15 protein-coding genes are annotated in these 16,231 nt (G+C 74.1%); 10 read left to right on the top strand and 5 right to left on the bottom strand.

From position 1 onward, the window contains the following. The 4 genes from ABD324_RS13725 to ABD324_RS13710 all read right to left on the bottom strand — a co-directional run bounded on the left by ABD324_RS13725 (position 1) and on the right by ABD324_RS13710 (position 3,826). Complete coding sequence (locus ABD324_RS13725) at positions 1-1,689, bottom strand: sensor histidine kinase (protein ID WP_344416230.1); 1,689 nt, start codon at positions 1,687-1,689, stop codon at positions 1-3. A gap of 79 nt (positions 1,690-1,768) precedes the next feature. Next, on the bottom strand, positions 1,769-2,512 hold the full coding sequence (locus tag ABD324_RS13720; RefSeq protein ID WP_344416228.1) for an ABC transporter ATP-binding protein: 744 nt from the start codon (positions 2,510-2,512) through the stop codon (positions 1,769-1,771). A 103-nt stretch (positions 2,513-2,615) separates the two neighbouring features. Beyond that, positions 2,616-3,410, bottom strand: coding sequence for an alternative oxidase (locus ABD324_RS13715; RefSeq protein WP_344416226.1), 795 nt, complete (start codon positions 3,408-3,410; stop codon positions 2,616-2,618). Between the two features lie 149 nt (positions 3,411-3,559). Continuing rightward, a complete protein-coding gene (locus tag ABD324_RS13710) occupies positions 3,560-3,826 on the bottom strand; it encodes a DUF2795 domain-containing protein (protein ID WP_344416224.1) in 267 nt (88 codons plus the stop codon). 214 nt (positions 3,827-4,040) lie between these two features. Here ABD324_RS13710 and ABD324_RS13705 point away from each other — a divergent pair, with 214 nt between their 5' ends. Then, complete coding sequence (locus tag ABD324_RS13705) at positions 4,041-4,430, top strand: STAS domain-containing protein (RefSeq protein WP_344416222.1); 390 nt, start codon at positions 4,041-4,043, stop codon at positions 4,428-4,430. A 100-nt stretch (positions 4,431-4,530) separates the two neighbouring features. Here the strand turns inward: ABD324_RS13705 and selD are convergent, their stop codons facing one another. After that, entirely contained in the window at positions 4,531-5,553 is a 1,023-nt protein-coding gene (selD, locus tag ABD324_RS13700) for a selenide, water dikinase SelD (RefSeq protein ID WP_344416220.1), read from the bottom strand. A 176-nt stretch (positions 5,554-5,729) separates the two neighbouring features. Between selD and ABD324_RS13695 the strand changes: the two genes are divergently transcribed. The 9 genes from ABD324_RS13695 (at position 5,730) to ABD324_RS13655 (ending at position 16,059) form a co-directional block, all read left to right on the top strand. Continuing rightward, entirely contained in the window at positions 5,730-6,689 is a 960-nt protein-coding gene (locus ABD324_RS13695; protein ID WP_344416218.1) for a hypothetical protein, read from the top strand. A 228-nt stretch (positions 6,690-6,917) separates the two neighbouring features. Next, positions 6,918-8,207 carry an L-seryl-tRNA(Sec) selenium transferase gene (gene selA, locus ABD324_RS13690; protein WP_344416216.1) on the top strand — a complete coding sequence of 430 codons (1,290 nt, stop codon included), beginning with the start codon at positions 6,918-6,920 and terminating at the stop codon, positions 8,205-8,207. A 148-nt stretch (positions 8,208-8,355) separates the two neighbouring features. Beyond that, the gene (locus ABD324_RS13685) at positions 8,356-10,515 is read left to right on the top strand and encodes a SelB domain-containing protein (RefSeq protein ID WP_344416215.1); all 2,160 of its coding nucleotides are present in this window, start codon (positions 8,356-8,358) and stop codon (positions 10,513-10,515) included. A 211-nt stretch (positions 10,516-10,726) separates the two neighbouring features. After that, on the top strand, positions 10,727-11,986 hold the full coding sequence (urtA, locus tag ABD324_RS13680) for an urea ABC transporter substrate-binding protein (RefSeq protein WP_344416214.1): 1,260 nt from the start codon (positions 10,727-10,729) through the stop codon (positions 11,984-11,986). Between the two features lie 103 nt (positions 11,987-12,089). Next, the gene (urtB, locus tag ABD324_RS13675; protein WP_344416213.1) at positions 12,090-12,974 is read left to right on the top strand and encodes an urea ABC transporter permease subunit UrtB; all 885 of its coding nucleotides are present in this window, start codon (positions 12,090-12,092) and stop codon (positions 12,972-12,974) included. Positions 12,975-13,008: 34 nt separating this feature from the next. Next, the gene (gene urtC / locus ABD324_RS13670) at positions 13,009-14,082 is read left to right on the top strand and encodes an urea ABC transporter permease subunit UrtC (RefSeq protein ID WP_344416211.1); all 1,074 of its coding nucleotides are present in this window, start codon (positions 13,009-13,011) and stop codon (positions 14,080-14,082) included. A 34-nt stretch (positions 14,083-14,116) separates the two neighbouring features. Beyond that, positions 14,117-14,896 carry an urea ABC transporter ATP-binding protein UrtD gene (gene urtD, locus ABD324_RS13665; RefSeq protein ID WP_344416210.1) on the top strand — a complete coding sequence of 260 codons (780 nt, stop codon included), beginning with the start codon at positions 14,117-14,119 and terminating at the stop codon, positions 14,894-14,896. After that, positions 14,897-15,583 (top strand): urea ABC transporter ATP-binding subunit UrtE, encoded by a 687-nt coding sequence (gene urtE, locus ABD324_RS13660; RefSeq protein WP_344416208.1) that lies wholly within the window; start codon positions 14,897-14,899, stop codon positions 15,581-15,583. 74 nt (positions 15,584-15,657) lie between these two features. Beyond that, positions 15,658-16,059, top strand: a complete 402-nt coding sequence (locus ABD324_RS13655) for an STAS domain-containing protein (protein WP_344416206.1) — start codon at positions 15,658-15,660, stop codon at positions 16,057-16,059. The last annotated feature ends 172 nt before the right edge of the window (positions 16,060-16,231 follow it).

Genomic DNA, 16,231 nt, shown 5'->3' with positions numbered 1-16,231 from the left:
TCAGCCCGCCGCGCTCGTGATCACCGGCGCCTGCTGTTCCGACCCGACCGCCCGGGCGGCGCGCGGGATCGGGATCCGGCCGGTGAGGGTGGTGCCCTCGCCCGGTGCGGAGCGCAGCTCGATCGTGCCGCCGATCGCGCCGAGCCGGTCCGCCATGTTCTGCAGCCCGCCGCCGCCCGCGACCCCGGTCGGGTCGAAGCCCGGGCCGTCGTCGGAGACGACCACGTTCAGCTCGCCCGCCTCGTCCGTCAGGATGATCCGGACGGTCGATCCCGGGGCGTGCTTGGACGCGTTCTGCAGCGCCTCCAGGCAGCAGAAGTACACGGCGGCCTCGGCCTGCTCGGGCATCCGGCCGACGCCCACGGCCTGCACGTCCACGATCAGCGGGCTCCGCTTGGCCGCGGCGCGCAGCGCGTCGCCGAGCCCGGCGTCGCGCAGCAGCGGCGGGTAGATGCCGTGGGCGAGGTCGCGCAGGGTCTGGATGGTGTCGCGGACGCCGCGGTCCAGCTCGTCGAGGAGCTCGATGTTGGGATCGGCGGACTCCATCCCGTCCCGGATCAGCCGCAGGCCGACGGCGAGGGCGACGAGGTGCTGCTGCGCGCCGTCGTGCAGGTCCCGCTCGATCCGGCGGCGCTCGGCGTCCGCCGTGGTCACGAGCCGGGTCCGGGAGGCCTGCAGGTCCGCGTTGGTGCGGCGCAGGTCGGCGAGGGTGGACTGGAGGGCGGCGTCGAGCGCGCGGTTGCGGAGCACGATCGCGAGCCGGCGGACGACCTCCGCGAGTGCCCGCTCGTCCGCCTCGCCGAACGGGTCCGCGTCCGCCTCCCGCTCGATGACGACGAGCGCGAGCACCTCCCCGCCGTGCACGGCCGGGGCGAGCCGGAGCTGCCCGCGCCGCGCGGGGCCGTCGTCCTCGATGAGGTGGGGCAGCCAGAGGTTCAGCCAGCCGGGACCGGCCACGCCCGCGCGCGAGACCGTGGCCAGCTCGTCGGTGCGCAGCGGTGCGGGCGCGGGGCCCGGCTCGGCGGGCTCGGGCACGGTCAGGGTGCGGCCGAGGGTGGGGCCGGCCTCCAGATCCGCCCAGATCTGGACGCGCGAGAGCCGCCAGTCCTGCCGCATGGTCTCGGCGATCTGGCGGAGCAGGTCGTCGACGGGGGTCCCGCGGCCCGCGCGCTCCGCGAAGTCCGCGAGCAGCTCGTCCGGGGAGCGGCGGATGCCCTGCAGGGCGGCGCGGGTGCTGCGGGCGAACCGGCGCCCGAGCGGCCCGGCGAGCACCGCGACGACGAGCATCGCGACCAGCGCGGGATCGAGCAGCACCTTCTCCGCGCCCAGCGGGATCCGGCCGAACAGCAGCAGCAGGACGAGCAGCCCGGCGCAGACCGCGACCGACAGCCCGCCGAACTCCGAGGCCCCCACCAGCACCGAGGTGCTCGCCCGGCGGGCCGCGGGGCTGAGCAGGGCGGCGACGCCGGCCAGCAGCACGACGGCCGCGATGATCCCGGTGACCCACCAGGCGGGGCCGCCGCCGATCACCCCGACGACGAGCGCGGGCGCGATCACCCCGGCCGCCCCGATCAGCCCGGAGAGCAGCAGCGAGCTGCGGGCCCGCCGGCCGGAACCGACCGTGACCCGGCGCGACGACCGGAACCCGGCCCCCGCGGCGCTCGACGGATCGGTGGGCGAGACGCTCATCGCCGCCGCCCGCCCCGGTGAACGGCGCGCTCGCTCACACCTAGTGAGCGAGAGTGCCGTTCGCTCATCGCGGATCCGCTCATCGGCTCGCCACCCGCAGGCCCGCCGGGATGTCGACGGGGCCGCTGGCCTCGCTGTCGAGGAGCACCCGGCCGTCCCGCATCCGGACCCGGCGCTGGGCGCCGTCGGCGACCTCGCGGTCGTGGGTGACCATCAGGATCGTCTGGCCGTCGGCGTGCAGGCGGCGGAACAGGTCGAGGACCTCGGAGGCACCGTCGGAGTCCAGGGCGCCGGTGGGCTCGTCCGCGAGCAGCAGGGTGGGGCGGTTGGCGAGCGCACGGGCGATCGCGACGCGCTGCCGCTGCCCGCCGGACAGGGCCGCCGGCAGCTCACGCGACTTGTCGAGCAGGCCGAGCTGGTCGAGCAGGTCCCGGGCGCGGGCGGTGGCCTCGGCGGGCTTCGCCCCGGCGACGAGCGCGGCGAGCGCCACGTTCTCCAGCGCGGACATGTGCTCGATCAGGTGGAAGAACTGGAAGACGAGCCCGACGCTGCGGCGCCGCAACCGCGCGAGCCGCTGCGCGCCGAGCTCCTCGATGCGGGTGCCATCGAGGGCGATCGTGCCCTCGTCCGGCCGGTCGAGGCCCGCGAGCAGGTGCAACAGGGTCGACTTGCCGCAGCCCGAAGGGCCCATGAGGGCCACGAACTCGCCCGCGTTCACCGTGAGGTCGACACCGCGCAGCGCCCGCACGGGCGCCGTGCCCGCCTCGTAGGTCTTGCGCAGACCGCGGACGACCAGCGCGGGAGCTTCGGTCTGCTGTGTCACCTGCCCACCCTAGGGACGCCCGTTCCTGGCGCGGGACCGCGCTGGTATGCCGGGAGGGGTGGTGCTACCACCACTCCTCCCTTCGCACTGCCACACCCGCCCGTTACCTGCCGATTCGTCCCTCGGCCAGGTACCGCTCGGACTCCTCCTTGTGCATCCGCTCGTCGTGCCCGATCTGGCGGAGCAGGTCGGCCACCGTGCCGTACGCCCCGTAGCGACGGGCGGACACGGAGTGGTGCGGGATCGTCTCGAACTCCGGGTGCTCCTCGACGAACCGCGCGTACTCGTGCTCGGCGTGGTCCTCGAAGTCGGCGTTGAGCCGGTAGCAGGCGCGCGGCGCGACGACGAACATCAGCCAGGCCAGGTGGTAGTAGGTCAGCGCCAGCACGAGCGGCACGAACCGGAAGCGGAACCAGCCCGGCTTCACCCCGGACGCCTGCACCATCTCGCCGACGATCAGCAGGTGCCACTGCTCGTTGTCCTGCTGCGCGCGGTTCTCCACGATGCGGTCGTGGATGCGGTGCGCCAGCCCGGTGTCGCGGTGGCGGCGGGTGAGCAGGCGGTAGGCCGCGTTCTCCCAGATCTGGTACGGGATCCGGGCCACGGTCTCGAGCACCTGGAACTTCGCCAGCGTGCCGCGCCGGCCGTACAGCAGGTCCATGGTGACGAACAGCAGCCTCGCGAACAGCGAGTACCGGCGGCGGGGCGCAGCCAGGGTCGCGAGCTGCTCCCGGCGCAGCGCGCGGCGGCCGAGCTTCGGGGTGGCGGCCGCGGTCGTCGGCGGTGGCGCACCGGGGTTCTCGTGCTGCGGCGGGACCCGCAGGGTGATCGGGGCGGTCCAGTCGAGGGTGGTGGGGACGGGCAGGGTGGTGGGGACGGGCAGGGTGCCGGTGTTCATCGCGGGAACCTCCTGGATGCGGGCCCCGGGTCCGGGGTGCCACAGAGGTTGCCGTTTCGACCGGTTCGCGGCGATCGTGCTGCCCGGCGGACCCCGCGGGGCCCGCCCCTCCCGGAGCAGGTGGTACTGCCCCACCCGTCCCGCGCGGGTCAGCGCGGGGGCTGCTCGGCCGCGGACGCCTGGAGGCCGGGCTGGGCGAGGTACGCCCCGCCCGGGAGGACGCCCAGGGCCACGCAGACGGCGGCCAGGTCCTGGTAGACGGCCACCGGCAGGGACCAGAGCTGGGCGGTGCTCACCGAGTCCGCCCCGTAGTGGTCCGCGTGCGCGATGATCTGCCACTTCGCCGCCGGGTAACGCAGCCCGGCGAGCACCTGCGCGAGGCGCGCCACGTCGGCGCGGACCGTCCGTCGGTTCACGGTTCCTCCTGGTCATCGCGTCGTGGGCGGGGGCGCCCGACGCGACAGCACAGTGTGCCCCCGATCACACTTCACCAAACCCGGCGGCCCCGCTCCCCGACCGGTGGGGCGTCTGTTGTGCGTGCGCCCGGCCCACCCGTAGGGTTGGCGAGCGGTTGAGACGACAGTCCGCAGAACAGCCCTACGCGGAAGGTGTCGAGGAGCACGGTGCGCAATGAGCAGTGAGACACCCGCCGGTGACGGCGGCGTCGAGATCTCGGACGTCGTCCGGTTCGAGCGTGCGGGCGAGGGCGGGAACGCCTCCCTGGTCGCGCACGTCCTGGGCGAGATCGACACGTTGACGGCGCCACTGCTGCGCACGGAACTCGACGCACGGCTGCCCGAGGCTCCCCTGGTCGTCCTGGACCTCACGGGCGTCACGTTCCTGGGCTCGGCCGGGCTGGCCGTGCTGGTCGCGGCGAAGGACGGCGTGGAACGGCGGGGTCAGACCCTGCGCCTGGTCTGCGGCTCCCGGATCGTCACGAGGGCCCTGGAGGCCACCGGCCTGCTCGCCCTGTTCGAGGTCGCCGACGGCGTCCCCGACGCCCTCCGCCCCGCCGGCTGACGCAGCCACCCGGGCCGCCGACCGACCCCACCCCCGCGAGTCGGCACTTTCCGTAGGCCGAAACACACATCTGCGACGTCGGTAGGGAGCATCCCCGGCCCTAGCGGATGCCGATGCGGCCCTTGCCCTCGCTCACCCAGCCGATGATCGCCGCGCCGGGCAGCCCCTCGACCGCCTCCCGCGCCCGCTCCGGCTCGGCCCCGAACAGCAGGCCGCCCGAGGTCTGGGCGTCCGACAGCAGCACGAGATCGGTCTCCGTGACGCCCGGCCCGGCGTCGAGCACCTCGTCGACCCAGTCCCGGTTGCGCCGCGTCCCACCGGGGACGATCCCGCTCTCCGCCAGCTCCCGCACCCCGCCCAGCAGCGGCACCGCGGCCACGTCGAGCTCGGCGTCCACACCGGACGCCGCGGCCATCTTCCGCAGGTGCCCGAGCAACCCGAACCCCGTGACGTCCGTGCAGCCGGTCGCGCCCGAGGCGAGCGCCGCCGCCGAGGCCGCGGCGTTGGGCGTGCACATCAGCTCCACGGCCCGTTCGAGCAGGTCCGCAGGCGCGACGCCGCGCTTGACCGCCGTCGTCGTGATCCCGATGCCGAGGGGTTTGGTGAGCACCAGCGCGTCGCCCGGGCGCAGGCCCGTGTTGGTGAGCAGCCGGTCCGGGTGCGCCTCGCCGACCACCGCCAGCCCGTACTTGGGCTCCGGGTCGTCGATCGAGTGCCCGCCCACCACGGCGAAGCCGCACTCGCGGCCGGCGTCCGCACCCCCGGCGAGCACCTCGGCGAGCAGCGCGTCCGGCAGGTCCTCGGTGGGCCAGGCGACCAGGTTCAGGGCGAAGAGCGGCCGGCCGCCCATCGCGTAGACGTCCGACACGGCGTTGGTCGCGGCGATCCGGCCCCAGGTGCGGGCGTCGTCGACGATCGGGGTGAAGAAGTCCGTGGTGGCGACGAGCGCGCGCTCGGCGTCGAGGCGCCAGACGGCGGCGTCGTCACCGGTCTCGGTGCCCACCAGCAGGTCGGGGTGCTGGGCGGGGGTGAGGGCCGCCAGGACGTCGGCGAGCCGGCCGGGCCCGATCTTGCATCCGCATCCCGCGCCGTGGCTGAACTCGGTGAGCCGCTTCCCCGTCACCGCGATCACGCTAGTCGCCCCGGGGAGCGGCAGATCCGGCGCTGGTGCGACGGCACCCGGCGCCGCTCCACCGGATGCCTCACCCGCACCGCGGGCCCGGGCCGCCCACCGCAGCCACGCTCCCACCCACCGACCCTCCTGGTGTTCACCGGCTGCGACCGCTCACACTCGATCCCGTGACATCACTGCCCGAGCAATCGGGATCGTTCGAGGTCGTCCGGCGCGGGTACGCACGCGAGCAGGTCGACGCGTCGGTGCGCGAGCTCGAGAAGCGCGCCGTCGCCGCCGAGAACGCCCGGCGCATGGCCGAGCAGCACGCCGCGTCCGCCACCGCGGAGCTGCGCCAGGTCCGGGCCGCCACGCCGGCCGACGGCCTGCCGTCCGTGCCCGAGAGCTTCGGGATGCGCGCCGAGCGGGTGCTCCGGCTCGCCGAGCACGAGGCGTCCGAGATCCGCGCCGCCGCCGCCCGGGACGCCGAGGCCCACCTCGCCGAGGCCGCCCGCAGGGGGGACGCCACCCGCGGAGAGGCCGCCGCGGACGCCGACGCCACCCGCGAGGCCGCCGCTCGCGAGGCGGCCGAGATCCGCGCCGCCGCGATCCGGGAGGCCGCGGAGCTGATGGGCCGCGCCCACGCCGCGGCGGCCGAGGCCCGCACCGAGGCGATCGACGTCCGGGCCGCGCTGGCCGCGGAGCGCGAGAAGCTCGGGGCGGAGGTCCGGACCGCGCGCGAACGCAGCGAGGAGCTCGAGACGCTGCGGATCTCGATCCGGGGCGAGCTCGCCCGCCTGCACGCCGTGCTCGGCACGGAGCTGCGAGGCCTCGACGAGCCGGTCCCGACCCCGCCCGCCGGGATGCCGGTGGCCGCCGCGGCACAGCACCCTGCGCCGGCACCCGCCGAGCACGAGCCGGCCGCGGCTCTCCCCGAACCCCGGACCGGCACCGACCCGGCTGCCGGTGCAGAGCAGGCCCCCGCACCGAGCGACCGCCCCGGCGACCCCGTCACCGACGCCGCGACGGACACCCCGCGCACCGAGGCCTTCCCGGCGACCGGCCTCTTCGACTCGCCCGAGGTGCACGTCCCCACCCAGCGCGCCGACGACACGGAAACCCACCGCCACTCCCTCCACACCGCCTGACGGCTCGCCCCTCGCACGCACCGGCAGTCCTCCGCACACGTGCCGGAGCTGGTGGGCGAGCGACCGAGCTGTGGGTGCGACCCCGTGGGGCAGCAGGGCGCGCTCACCCCGACACATCACCGGCATCGTGTGCGGGCCCGCTGCCGCTCGGACGCCGACCTTGCTCGCGCCGACGGCGAGAGCGGGACCGGCGGCGCGGCGGGCACGGGGCGGCGAGATGATCGGGGTATGACCCACGCCCCCGATCCCCGACGCGCGGTGCCCCGCACGGACGTCGTGCTGGCGGAGCCCCGGATCGCGGAGGCCGTGGCGCGGTTGGGGCGTTCGCTGGTCAAGGGCGCCGTCGTGGCGGCGCAGCAGCGGGCCCGGCAGGGTGAGATCCCGCCCGGGACCGTGGCCGACCAGGCCCTCGCCGCGCTCCCCCGCGTCGCGACCCGGCTGCGGCCGGTGCTGAACGCGACCGGCGTCGTCCTCCACACGAACCTCGGCCGGGCCCCCCTGTCGGCGGCCGCCCGCGAGGCCCTCACCGTCGCCGCCGGAACCTGCGACGTCGAGCTCGACCTCGCCACGGGCGCCCGCGGCCGGCGGGGCGCCGAGATGGTCGAGGCCCTGCTCGCGGCCACCCCCGGGGCCGGCGGCGCCCACGTCGTCAACAACGGGGCGGCCGCGCTCGCCCTGGTGGCGGCCACGTTCGCCGCCGGACGGGAGATCGTCGTCTCGCGCGGGGAGCTCGTCGAGATCGGCGACGGGTTCCGCATCCCGGACCTCGTGGAGTCGACCGGCGCCAGGCTGCGCGAGGTCGGCACCACGAACCGCACCCACCTCGCGGACTACGAGCGCGCCGTCGGCCCGGACACCGCGTTCGTGCTCAAGGTGCACCCGTCGAACTTCAGGGTGGAGGGCTTCACCAGCGCCGTCGGGCCGGAGGAGCTGGCCGGGCTGGGCGTGCCGGTGGTCGTCGACATCGGGTCCGGCCTGCTCACCCGCCACCCCCTGCTCCCCGACGAGCCGGACGCCGCCTCGATGCTCGCCCGCGGCGCCGGCCTGGTCACCGCCTCCGGGGACAAGCTGCTCGGCGGCCCGCAGGCCGGACTGATCCTGGGCGACGGCGAGCTGGTCGAGCGGGTGCGCCGCTTCCCGTTGGCGCGCGCGATGCGGGTGGACAAGCTGACCCTCGCCGCGCTGGAGGCGACCGTGCGCGGCCCGCTCCCGCCGGTCCGCGCGGCCCTCGACGCCACCGCTCCCGACCTGCGCCGGCGCGCCGAGACCCTCGCCGCCGGCCTTCCCGGCGCGACGGTGGTCGACTCGCTCTCGACGGTCGGCGGCGGCGGGGCCCCGGGCGTCACGCTGCCCAGCGCCGCCCTCGCCCTGCCCGAGTCCTACGGTGCCGCCCTGCGGGCCGGCGATCCCGCGGTCCTCGGCCGGCTCGAGGGCGGCCGCTGCCTGCTCGACCTGCGGGCGATCGATCCTTCCGACGACGAGCTCCTCGCCCGCTGCGTCCGCGCGGCGGTGCCGTGACCGTCGGTCTCCGGCCGACGGCGGTCGGCCGCAACACCGCCGCGCCCATCCCGGTCCGCGCCGCAGGGACCGCCCCCGGCCCGCGGAGGTGTGCGCGCCGTCCACGGGAGCCCGTGCGGGGGGGCCCGGCCGAGGCGCGGGGCACCCGATGACCTCGCGGGTCGTCGCCACCGCCGGCCATGTCGACCACGGAAAGTCCACACTGGTCAGAGCGCTCACCGGGATGGAGCCCGACCGGCTGGCCGAGGAGCGGCGCCGCGGCCTGACCGTCGACCTGGGGTTCGCCTGGACCCGGCTCCCCTCGGGCACGGACCTCGCCTTCGTGGACGTCCCCGGCCACGAACGCTTCGTGACGACGATGCTCGCCGGCGCCGGCCCGGTCCCCGCGGCCGTGGTGGTGGTCGCCGCCGACGAGGGCTGGATGCGCCAGTCCGGCGAGCACCTCGACGCGCTCGACGCCCTCGGGGTGCGCCACGGCCTGCTCGTCGTCACCCGCTGCGACCTGCTCGAACCCGGCCTGGCGCGGGCGGACGCGGCGGCCGAGATCGCCCGCTCGTCGCTCGGGGAGGTGCCGGTGGTGGAGGTGTGCGCGCCGACCGGTCAGGGCCTCGACGCCCTGCGCGACGCCCTCGACCGACTGGTGGCGGCCGTGCCCGAACCCGATCCGGGCGCCGACGTCCGACTCTGGGTGGACCGCGCGTTCACCATCCGGGGGAGCGGGACGGTCGTCACCGGCACCCTCGGGTCGGGCACCCTCCGGGTGGGCGACGAGCTGGAGGTCGGCGGCCGGCGCGTGGGCGTCCGGGGGCTGCAGAGCCTCGGGGAGCCGGTGCCCGAGGCCACGGGGGTCGCGAGGGTGGCCGTGAACCTGCGCGGGGTGCCGCGCGAGGCCCTCGGGCGCGGGGACGCGCTGCTCACCCCCGGTGCGTGGCTGGGCGCCACCGAGATCGACGTCGCGGTGCACGGCGTGCGCGGCCGGGAACCGGGGCCCTTCCCGGAACAGCTGATGCTGCACGTCGGTTCGGCCGCGGTGGCGGTCCGGGTGCGCCCGCTCGGCGGGGCCCACGCCCGGCTGCGGGCCGAGATCCCGCTCCCGCTGCGGATCGGCGACCGTGCCGTCCTGCGCGATCCCGGCCGGCGCGCGATCGCGGGCGGCATCGAGGTGCTGGACGTCCGTCCCGCCGCCCTGCGCCGCCGGGGCGCCGCCGCGGCCCGCGCCGAGCTCCTCGCCGCGGTCGCCCCGCCCCACCGCCACTCGGGTGGCTCACGTGGCACGGCCCCGGAGTCCACCGTCCCACCGGAACGGCACGTGGGCGCCCCGAGCGCCGGCGAACGCCGCTCGGGGCGCCCACGTGGCACTGCCGCCGAGCGGGCCTGCCCGCCGGAGCGACACCTGGGCTCCCCGAGCGCCACTGAGCGACGCTCGGGGAGCCCGAGCGTCACTCCCTCGTTGGCCCCCTTCGGCTCCGCTGCCGGTGAGCTCTCCCGGCGCGGGATCGTGAAGGCCGCGGACCTCGTAGCGATGGGCGTACCCCGCTCCGAGGTGGACGGTCTGCGGGCCCCGTTCGTCAACGGCTGGTTGCTGGATCCCGCACTGCTCCCCGGCATCCGCATCGCGCTCGCCGACGGCATCCGCGCCCATGACGACGCCGACCCCTTGGACCCTGGTCTGACGATCGAGGCCGCCCGCCGCCTCGCCCGCCTCCCCGATCCCGGCCTGCTGACCGCAGCCCTGACCACCGCAGCCCTGACCACCGCAGCCCTGAGCTCCCTGGCCCTGAGCCCCCCGGCCCTGAGCCCCGCGCCTCCGGACACCACGGCCCCAGACAGCACGGCCCCAGACAGCAGGGCCGTGGACCGCAGGACCCCGCACGGCGAGACCCCGGGCGACACCGGCACCACGAACCCACGCTTCCTGATCAGGGACGGCCGCGTCCACCTCGACCGCACCGTGGCCCTCCCGTCGGCGCTCACCGGCGCCCTGGCGAGCCTGCGGGAAGCACTGCGGGAGAACCCCTTCGCCGCCCCCGACGCCGAGCGCCTCACCGAGCTCGGCCTCGGCCGCCGCGAGCTCGCCACCCTCGTCCGCGCCGGCGAGCTGCTCGCCGTCGGCGAGGGCGTCGTCCTGCTCCCCGACGCCCCGGAGCGCGCCGTCGGGGTCCTGCGCGGCCTGCGGAGTGAGTTCACTCTCAGCGAGGCCCGGCAGGCCCTCCGCACCTCCCGACGCGTGGCCGTCCCGCTCCTGGAGCTCCTGGCCCGGACCGGACACACCCGGCGCACCGGAGATTCGCTCCATTCCCTACTCTGAACGGCCCAACCGGGAAACAGGGACGACTCGGATCACCCGTTCGGCGCAGCCTCGGGAAACTCTCCGGAAACAGAACGCGTCCACAGCGGAAACACAGCATTCGTAGCGTTCCGCATCGCGGACCGATCGGCCCGCCGCCCCATTCGTCGCCACCGGTAAATGTAGTCGGGGACACATTTACCGGCAAGATGTGCTGCCCGAAAGGTCGTCCATGATCGCATCCCGTGCGCGGAGATCCCTGCTCACCGCCGTGTTCCTGACCGCAGGCCTGACCCTGACCGCCTGCGGCGCGAAGGTCGGCGACTCCGCCACCGGCGACACCGCCGCGGCGGCGTCGTGTGTGGACACGAGCGGCTCGAGCGTCAAGATCGGCTTCCTGAACTCGCGCTCCGGAACCATGGCCATCAGCGAGAACACCGTCTACAACAGCCTGAAGATGGCCGCGGACCAGATCAACGCCTCCGGCGGTGTGCTCGGCAAGCAGCTGACGATCGTGGCCGAGGACGGCGCGTCGCAGCCCACCGTCTTCGCCGAGAAGGCCGAGAAGCTGATCCGCAGCGACTGCACCGCCGCGGTGTTCGGCGGCTGGACGTCGTCGAGCCGCAAGGCGATGCTCCCGGTCTTCGAGCAGAACGACGCACTGCTGTTCTACCCGGTCCAGTACGAGGGCCTGGAATCGTCGAAGAACATCTTCTACACCGGCGCGACGACGAATCAGCAAATCGTTCCCGCGCTCGACTACCTGAAGGAGAAGGGCGTCAAGTCCCTGTTCCTGGTCGGTAGCGACTACGTCTTCCCGCAGACCGCCAACAAGATCATCAAGGCGTACGCGAAGGCGAACGGCATCGAGATCAAGGGCGAGGAGTACGCCCCGCTCGGCCACACCGACTTCTCGACGATCGTCGCGAAGGTCCGCGACGCGGGCGCCGGCGCGGTGTTCAACACCCTCAACGGCGACTCCAACGTGGCCTTCTTCAAGGAGTACAAGAACCTCGGCCTGACCGCCGACAAGATGCCCGTCCTCAGCGTGAGCATCGCCGAGGAGGAGGTCGGCGGCATCGGGATCGGCAACATCGTCGGCCAGCCGGTGGCCTGGAACTACTACCAGACCATCGAGTCCCCCGAGAACAAGAAGTTCGTGGGCGACTTCAAGACCGTCTACGGCGCCACCAAGGTCACCTCGGACCCGATGGAGGCCGCCTACACCTCGCTGTACCTGTGGAAGGGCATGGTCGAGAAGGCCAAGTCCTTCGCGGTGCCGGACGTGCAGAAGGCCGCGGGCGGCGTCTCCTACGCCGCCCCGGAGGGCACGGTCACGGTCAACGGCGACAACCACCACATCGCCAAGACCGCGCTGATCGGCAAGATCGGCCCCGACGGCCTGATCTACACGGACTGGTCCTCCGGCAAGCCGATCGAGCCCGACCCCTACCTGAAGACCTACCCCTGGGCCACCGGCCTCGCCGGCTGACCTCACCCCCGGGGCGCGTTATGGATCCATAACGCGCCCCGGGGGCGTCTCCCAGCACGTTATGGATCCATAACGCGCTCCGAGGGGTGAAAGGACCTCACCGGTGGACATCCTCGTCACACAGATCTTCAACGGGCTGTCGGTCGGCTCGATCCTGCTGCTCGCCGCGCTCGGCCTCGCCCTGACCTTCGGGCAGATGGGCGTGATCAACATGGCGCACGGCGAGTTCATGATGGCCGGCGCGTACACCGCCTACGTCGCCCAGCAGGCCCTCGGCAACGCCGGGGTGTCCCTGCTGGTCTCGATCCCGCTCGCCTTCCTGGTCGGCGGCCTGCTGGGCCTGCTCCTCGAAGCCACGCTGCTGCGCCGCATGTACCATCGCCCGCTCGACACGCTGCTGGTCACCTGGGGCGTCTCCCTGATCCTGCAGCAGCTCGCGCGCGACGTGTTCGGCACCGCCGGCGTCGACGTCGCCGCACCCACCTGGCTGTCGGGCCCGGTCGAGATCCTCGGGTTCTCGTTCCCCCGCTCCCGGCTGTTCATCCTGGTGCTGGCGGTCCTCGCCGTCGTGGTGGTGACGGTCGCGCTGAAGGTCACGCCGCTGGGTAGGCGCATCCGCGCGACCGTGCAGAACCGGCCGCTGGCCGAGGCGTCGGGCATCTCCACCCGGCGCACGGACATGATCACGTTCTTCATCGGCTCCGGCCTCGCCGGCGTCGCGGGCGTCGCGCTCACGCTGATGGGCTCGATCTCCTCGAACCTGGGCACCAACTACATCGTCGACGCCTTCCTCGTGGTGATCGTCGGCGGCATCGGGCAGCTCAAGGGCGCGGTGATCGCGGCCGTCGTGCTCGGCGTGGCCCAGTCCTTCTTCGAGTACTCGACGACGGCGTCGATCGCCAAGGTGATCGTCCTCGCCCTGGTCGTGGCCTTCCTGCAGTTCCGGCCGCAGGGCATCTTCCAGGTCCGGACGAGGAGCCTCGCATGACCGCCGACGTCCTTCTTCCCGCGGAGGCGGCATCGTGACGGGCCTGCTGCGCAACCGCTGGGCCGTCGGGATCGGCTTCCTGGTCGCCGCGGTCCTCCTGTTCGCGGTCGCCCCCGCCGTCCTCTCCGGGTTCCGGCTCGGCCTGCTCGGCAAGTACCTCTGCTACGCGATGGTCGCGGTCGGGATCGGGCTGGCCTGGGGCCGCGGCGGCATGCTGACGCTGGGCCAGGGCGTGTTCTTCGGCATCGGCGCCTACCTGATGGCGATGCACCTCAAGCTCTCCGACGCCCCGGCCAGCGGCGTCCCGGACTTCATGGCCCTCATCTCCTCCGACGGGGTGCCGTGGTGGTGGGAGCCCTTCCGCTCCGGCGCCGTCACGATCGTCGCGATCCTGGTGCTGCCCGCGCTGCTCGCGACCCTGCTGGGGCTCGCGACGTTCCGCCGCCGGGTCCGCGGCGCGTACTTCGCGATCCTGTCCCAGGCCCTCGCGGCGGCGTTCGCCATCCTGCTGATCGGCAACCCGAAGGCGACCGGCGGCTCCACCGGGCTCAACAACTTCAAGGGCTTCTTCGGGTTCTCGCTGCGCGACCCGGCGAACCGGCAGATGCTGTTCTTCATCGCCGCGGGCGCCCTGCTGATCATGCTGCTCGTCGCGCGGCAGCTGATGGTGAGCCGCTTCGGCGAGCTGCTGGTGGCCTGCCGGGACGCCGAGGAGCGCGTCCGGTTCCTCGGCTACGACCCCGCGACGGTCAAGACCGTGGCCTTCGCCGTCGCCGCGCTCATGGCGGGAGTGGGCGGGGCGCTGTTCGTGCCGATCGTCGGCATCATCTCGCCCAACGACGTCGGCATCGTGCCGTCCATCGGCCTGCTCATCGGGGTGGCGATCGGCGGCCGGACGACCCTGGCCGGCCCGGTGCTGGGCGCGATCGCCGTGGCCTGGGCGGAGACCACGCTGTCCGAGCAGTTCCCCAGCGGCTGGACCTACGCGCAGGGGCTGCTGTTCATGCTCGTCGTCGCGTTCCTGCCGGGCGGGCTCGCGTCGCTGGTGAAGATCCGCCGCCGGAAGAAGGCCGAGCCACTGGAGACCCGAGAGGCGGTGCCGGCATGAACTCCGCCGACGTACTCACCACCGCGGAGGCGGCATGAACGAGGACTACCTGGAGCTGTCCGGCCTCACCGTCACCTTCGACGGCTTCGTCGCCGTCGACCACGTCGATCTCTCGGTCCTGCCGGGCGACCTGCGGTTCCTCATCGGACCCAACGGCGCCGGCAAGACCACCCTGATCGACGCCGTCTCCGGGCTGGTGCCGGCCGCGGGCCGGGCCGAGTTCGCGGGCCGGAACCTGCTGGGGCTCAAGGTCCACCGGATCGCCCGGCTCGGCGTGGGCCGCACCTTCCAGACGGCCACGGTGTTCGAGGAGCTCACCGTCCTGCAGAACCTCGACATCGCCGCGGGCGCCGGTCGCTCCGCGTGGACGCTGCTGCGCACCCGCCGCGGCGTGCCCGAGGTGGTCACCGAGGCGCTGGAGACGGTCGGGCTCACCGAGCTGGCCGACACCCCGGCCGGCATCCTCGCCCACGGCCAGAAGCAGTGGCTCGAGATCGGCATGCTGCTGGTCCAGGACGCGAAGCTCCTCATGCTCGACGAGCCGGTGGCCGGCATGAGCGCGGAGGAGAAGGAGCAGACGGGCCGGCTGCTGCAGCGCATCTGCACGGATAGGACCGTCGTGGTGGTCGAGCACGACATGGACTTCATGCGCGCCTTCGCGAAGTCCGTCACCGTGCTGCACGCCGGGAAGGTGCTCGCCGAGGGCACCGTCACCGAGGTGCAGGCGGACCCGAGGGTGCAGGAGGTCTACCTCGGCCCCGGGCACCACACCGCCGAGGAGGCCGCGATCGTGCTCGGCGAGGGGGTCGTCTAGATGCTGACGATGGAGAACGTCGACGTCGCCTACGGGCGCACCACCGTCGTCCACGACGTCACCCTCGAGGTGCCGCCGGACGGGGTCGCCGCCGTCATGGGCCACAACGGCGCCGGCAAGACCACCCTGCTGCGGGCGGCGGTCGGGCTGCTGCCCGTGAAGAAGGGCCGGATCCTGCTCGACGGCGAGGACGTCACCGCGCTGCGCCCGAACCAGCGGGTCAGGCGCGGCCTGGCGTACGTGCCGCAGGGTCAGCAGTCCTTCGGCCAGCTCACCACGGCCGAGAACCTGCAGGTGGTGGCCGACGGGCGGCGCAAGGGCCTGGTCGACGAGGCGCTCGACCTGTTCCCGGCGCTGAAGGGCCTGCTGGGCCGGCGCGCGGGCCTGCTCTCGGGCGGGCAGCGCCAGCAGCTCGCCATCGCCCGGGCCCTGATCACCGAGCCGCGGCTGCTGATCCTCGACGAGCCGACCGAGGGCATCCAGCCCTCCGTCGTCGCCGAGATCGAGGCGACGATCCTGGACCTCACCCGGCGCGGCGGGCTGTCCGTCCTGCTGGTGGAGCAGCACGTCGGGTTCGCCCTCGACACCGCCGGCAGCTACGTCGTCCTTGCCTCGGGGCGGGTCACGGCGCGGGGCTCGGGCGGGGCGGGAGCCGCCGTGGACGTCCGGTCGGCCATGGCGATCTGACCGGCGATCCGACCGGCGATCCGGCCGGGAGCCACGAGGTGCGGGAGAGCCCTGCTGCCCTTACCGTTCCGCCAATGCAGCACACGCACGACACCGCCGGCACCCCCGTCCGCCGCGGCGAGGCGGAGGACCAGATCACCATCGCCACCCGCCCCGCGGGCGAGGGGGCGGGCAAGGTCGTCGTGACGGTGGGCGGTGAGGTCGACATGCTGACCTCGCCGCAGCTGCGGTCCGCCGTGCTCGCGCAGCTCGCCGACGGTGCCGAGCTGGTCGTGCTGGCCCTGGACGACGTGACGTTCCTGGGCACCAGCGGCCTCGCGGTGCTCATCGAGGTCCGCGAGGCCGCCCACCAGGCCGGTGTGGAGCTGCGCCTGGCGTGCACCGGGCGGCGGGTGCTGCGGCCGCTGTCGATCGCGGGGCTGGTGCCCATGTTCGACATCCACGACACGGTCGAGCTGGCCCTCCGCGACACCTGACCTTCCTGTGATCTGGGTCACTCTGACGACGTTTCAGAATGCGCCCGGCCGCCGACGGCACCACCCTGGGACCGGCACGACTGCGCCTCTGAGCTGCACCGATGCCCACGCCCTCGGCATCCGGCCGCGGAATCTCACCCGACGGCCGTTTGTCAAGCCTCCTCACCTTCGC

Source organism: Pseudonocardia ailaonensis, assembly GCF_039531635.1.
GTDB lineage: Bacteria > Actinomycetota > Actinomycetes > Mycobacteriales > Pseudonocardiaceae > Pseudonocardia > Pseudonocardia ailaonensis.
This window is presented reverse-complemented; position numbering and strand designations above follow the sequence as displayed.

Coding starts and splice junctions, on each gene's coding strand:
- ABD324_RS13725 (WP_344416230.1), bottom strand. CDS start 1,689: ATGAGCGTCTCGCCCACCGATCCGTCGAGCGCCGCGGGGGCCGGGTTC.
- ABD324_RS13715 (WP_344416226.1), bottom strand. CDS start 3,410: ATGAACACCGGCACCCTGCCCGTCCCCACCACCCTGCCCGTCCCCACC.
- ABD324_RS13705 (WP_344416222.1), top strand. CDS start 4,041: ATGAGCAGTGAGACACCCGCCGGTGACGGCGGCGTCGAGATCTCGGAC.
- selA (WP_344416216.1), top strand. CDS start 6,918: ATGACCCACGCCCCCGATCCCCGACGCGCGGTGCCCCGCACGGACGTC.
- ABD324_RS13685 (WP_344416215.1), top strand. CDS start 8,356: ATGACCTCGCGGGTCGTCGCCACCGCCGGCCATGTCGACCACGGAAAG.
- urtA (WP_344416214.1), top strand. CDS start 10,727: ATGATCGCATCCCGTGCGCGGAGATCCCTGCTCACCGCCGTGTTCCTG.
- urtD (WP_344416210.1), top strand. CDS start 14,117: ATGAACGAGGACTACCTGGAGCTGTCCGGCCTCACCGTCACCTTCGAC.
- urtE (WP_344416208.1), top strand. CDS start 14,897: ATGCTGACGATGGAGAACGTCGACGTCGCCTACGGGCGCACCACCGTC.
- ABD324_RS13655 (WP_344416206.1), top strand. CDS start 15,658: ATGCAGCACACGCACGACACCGCCGGCACCCCCGTCCGCCGCGGCGAG.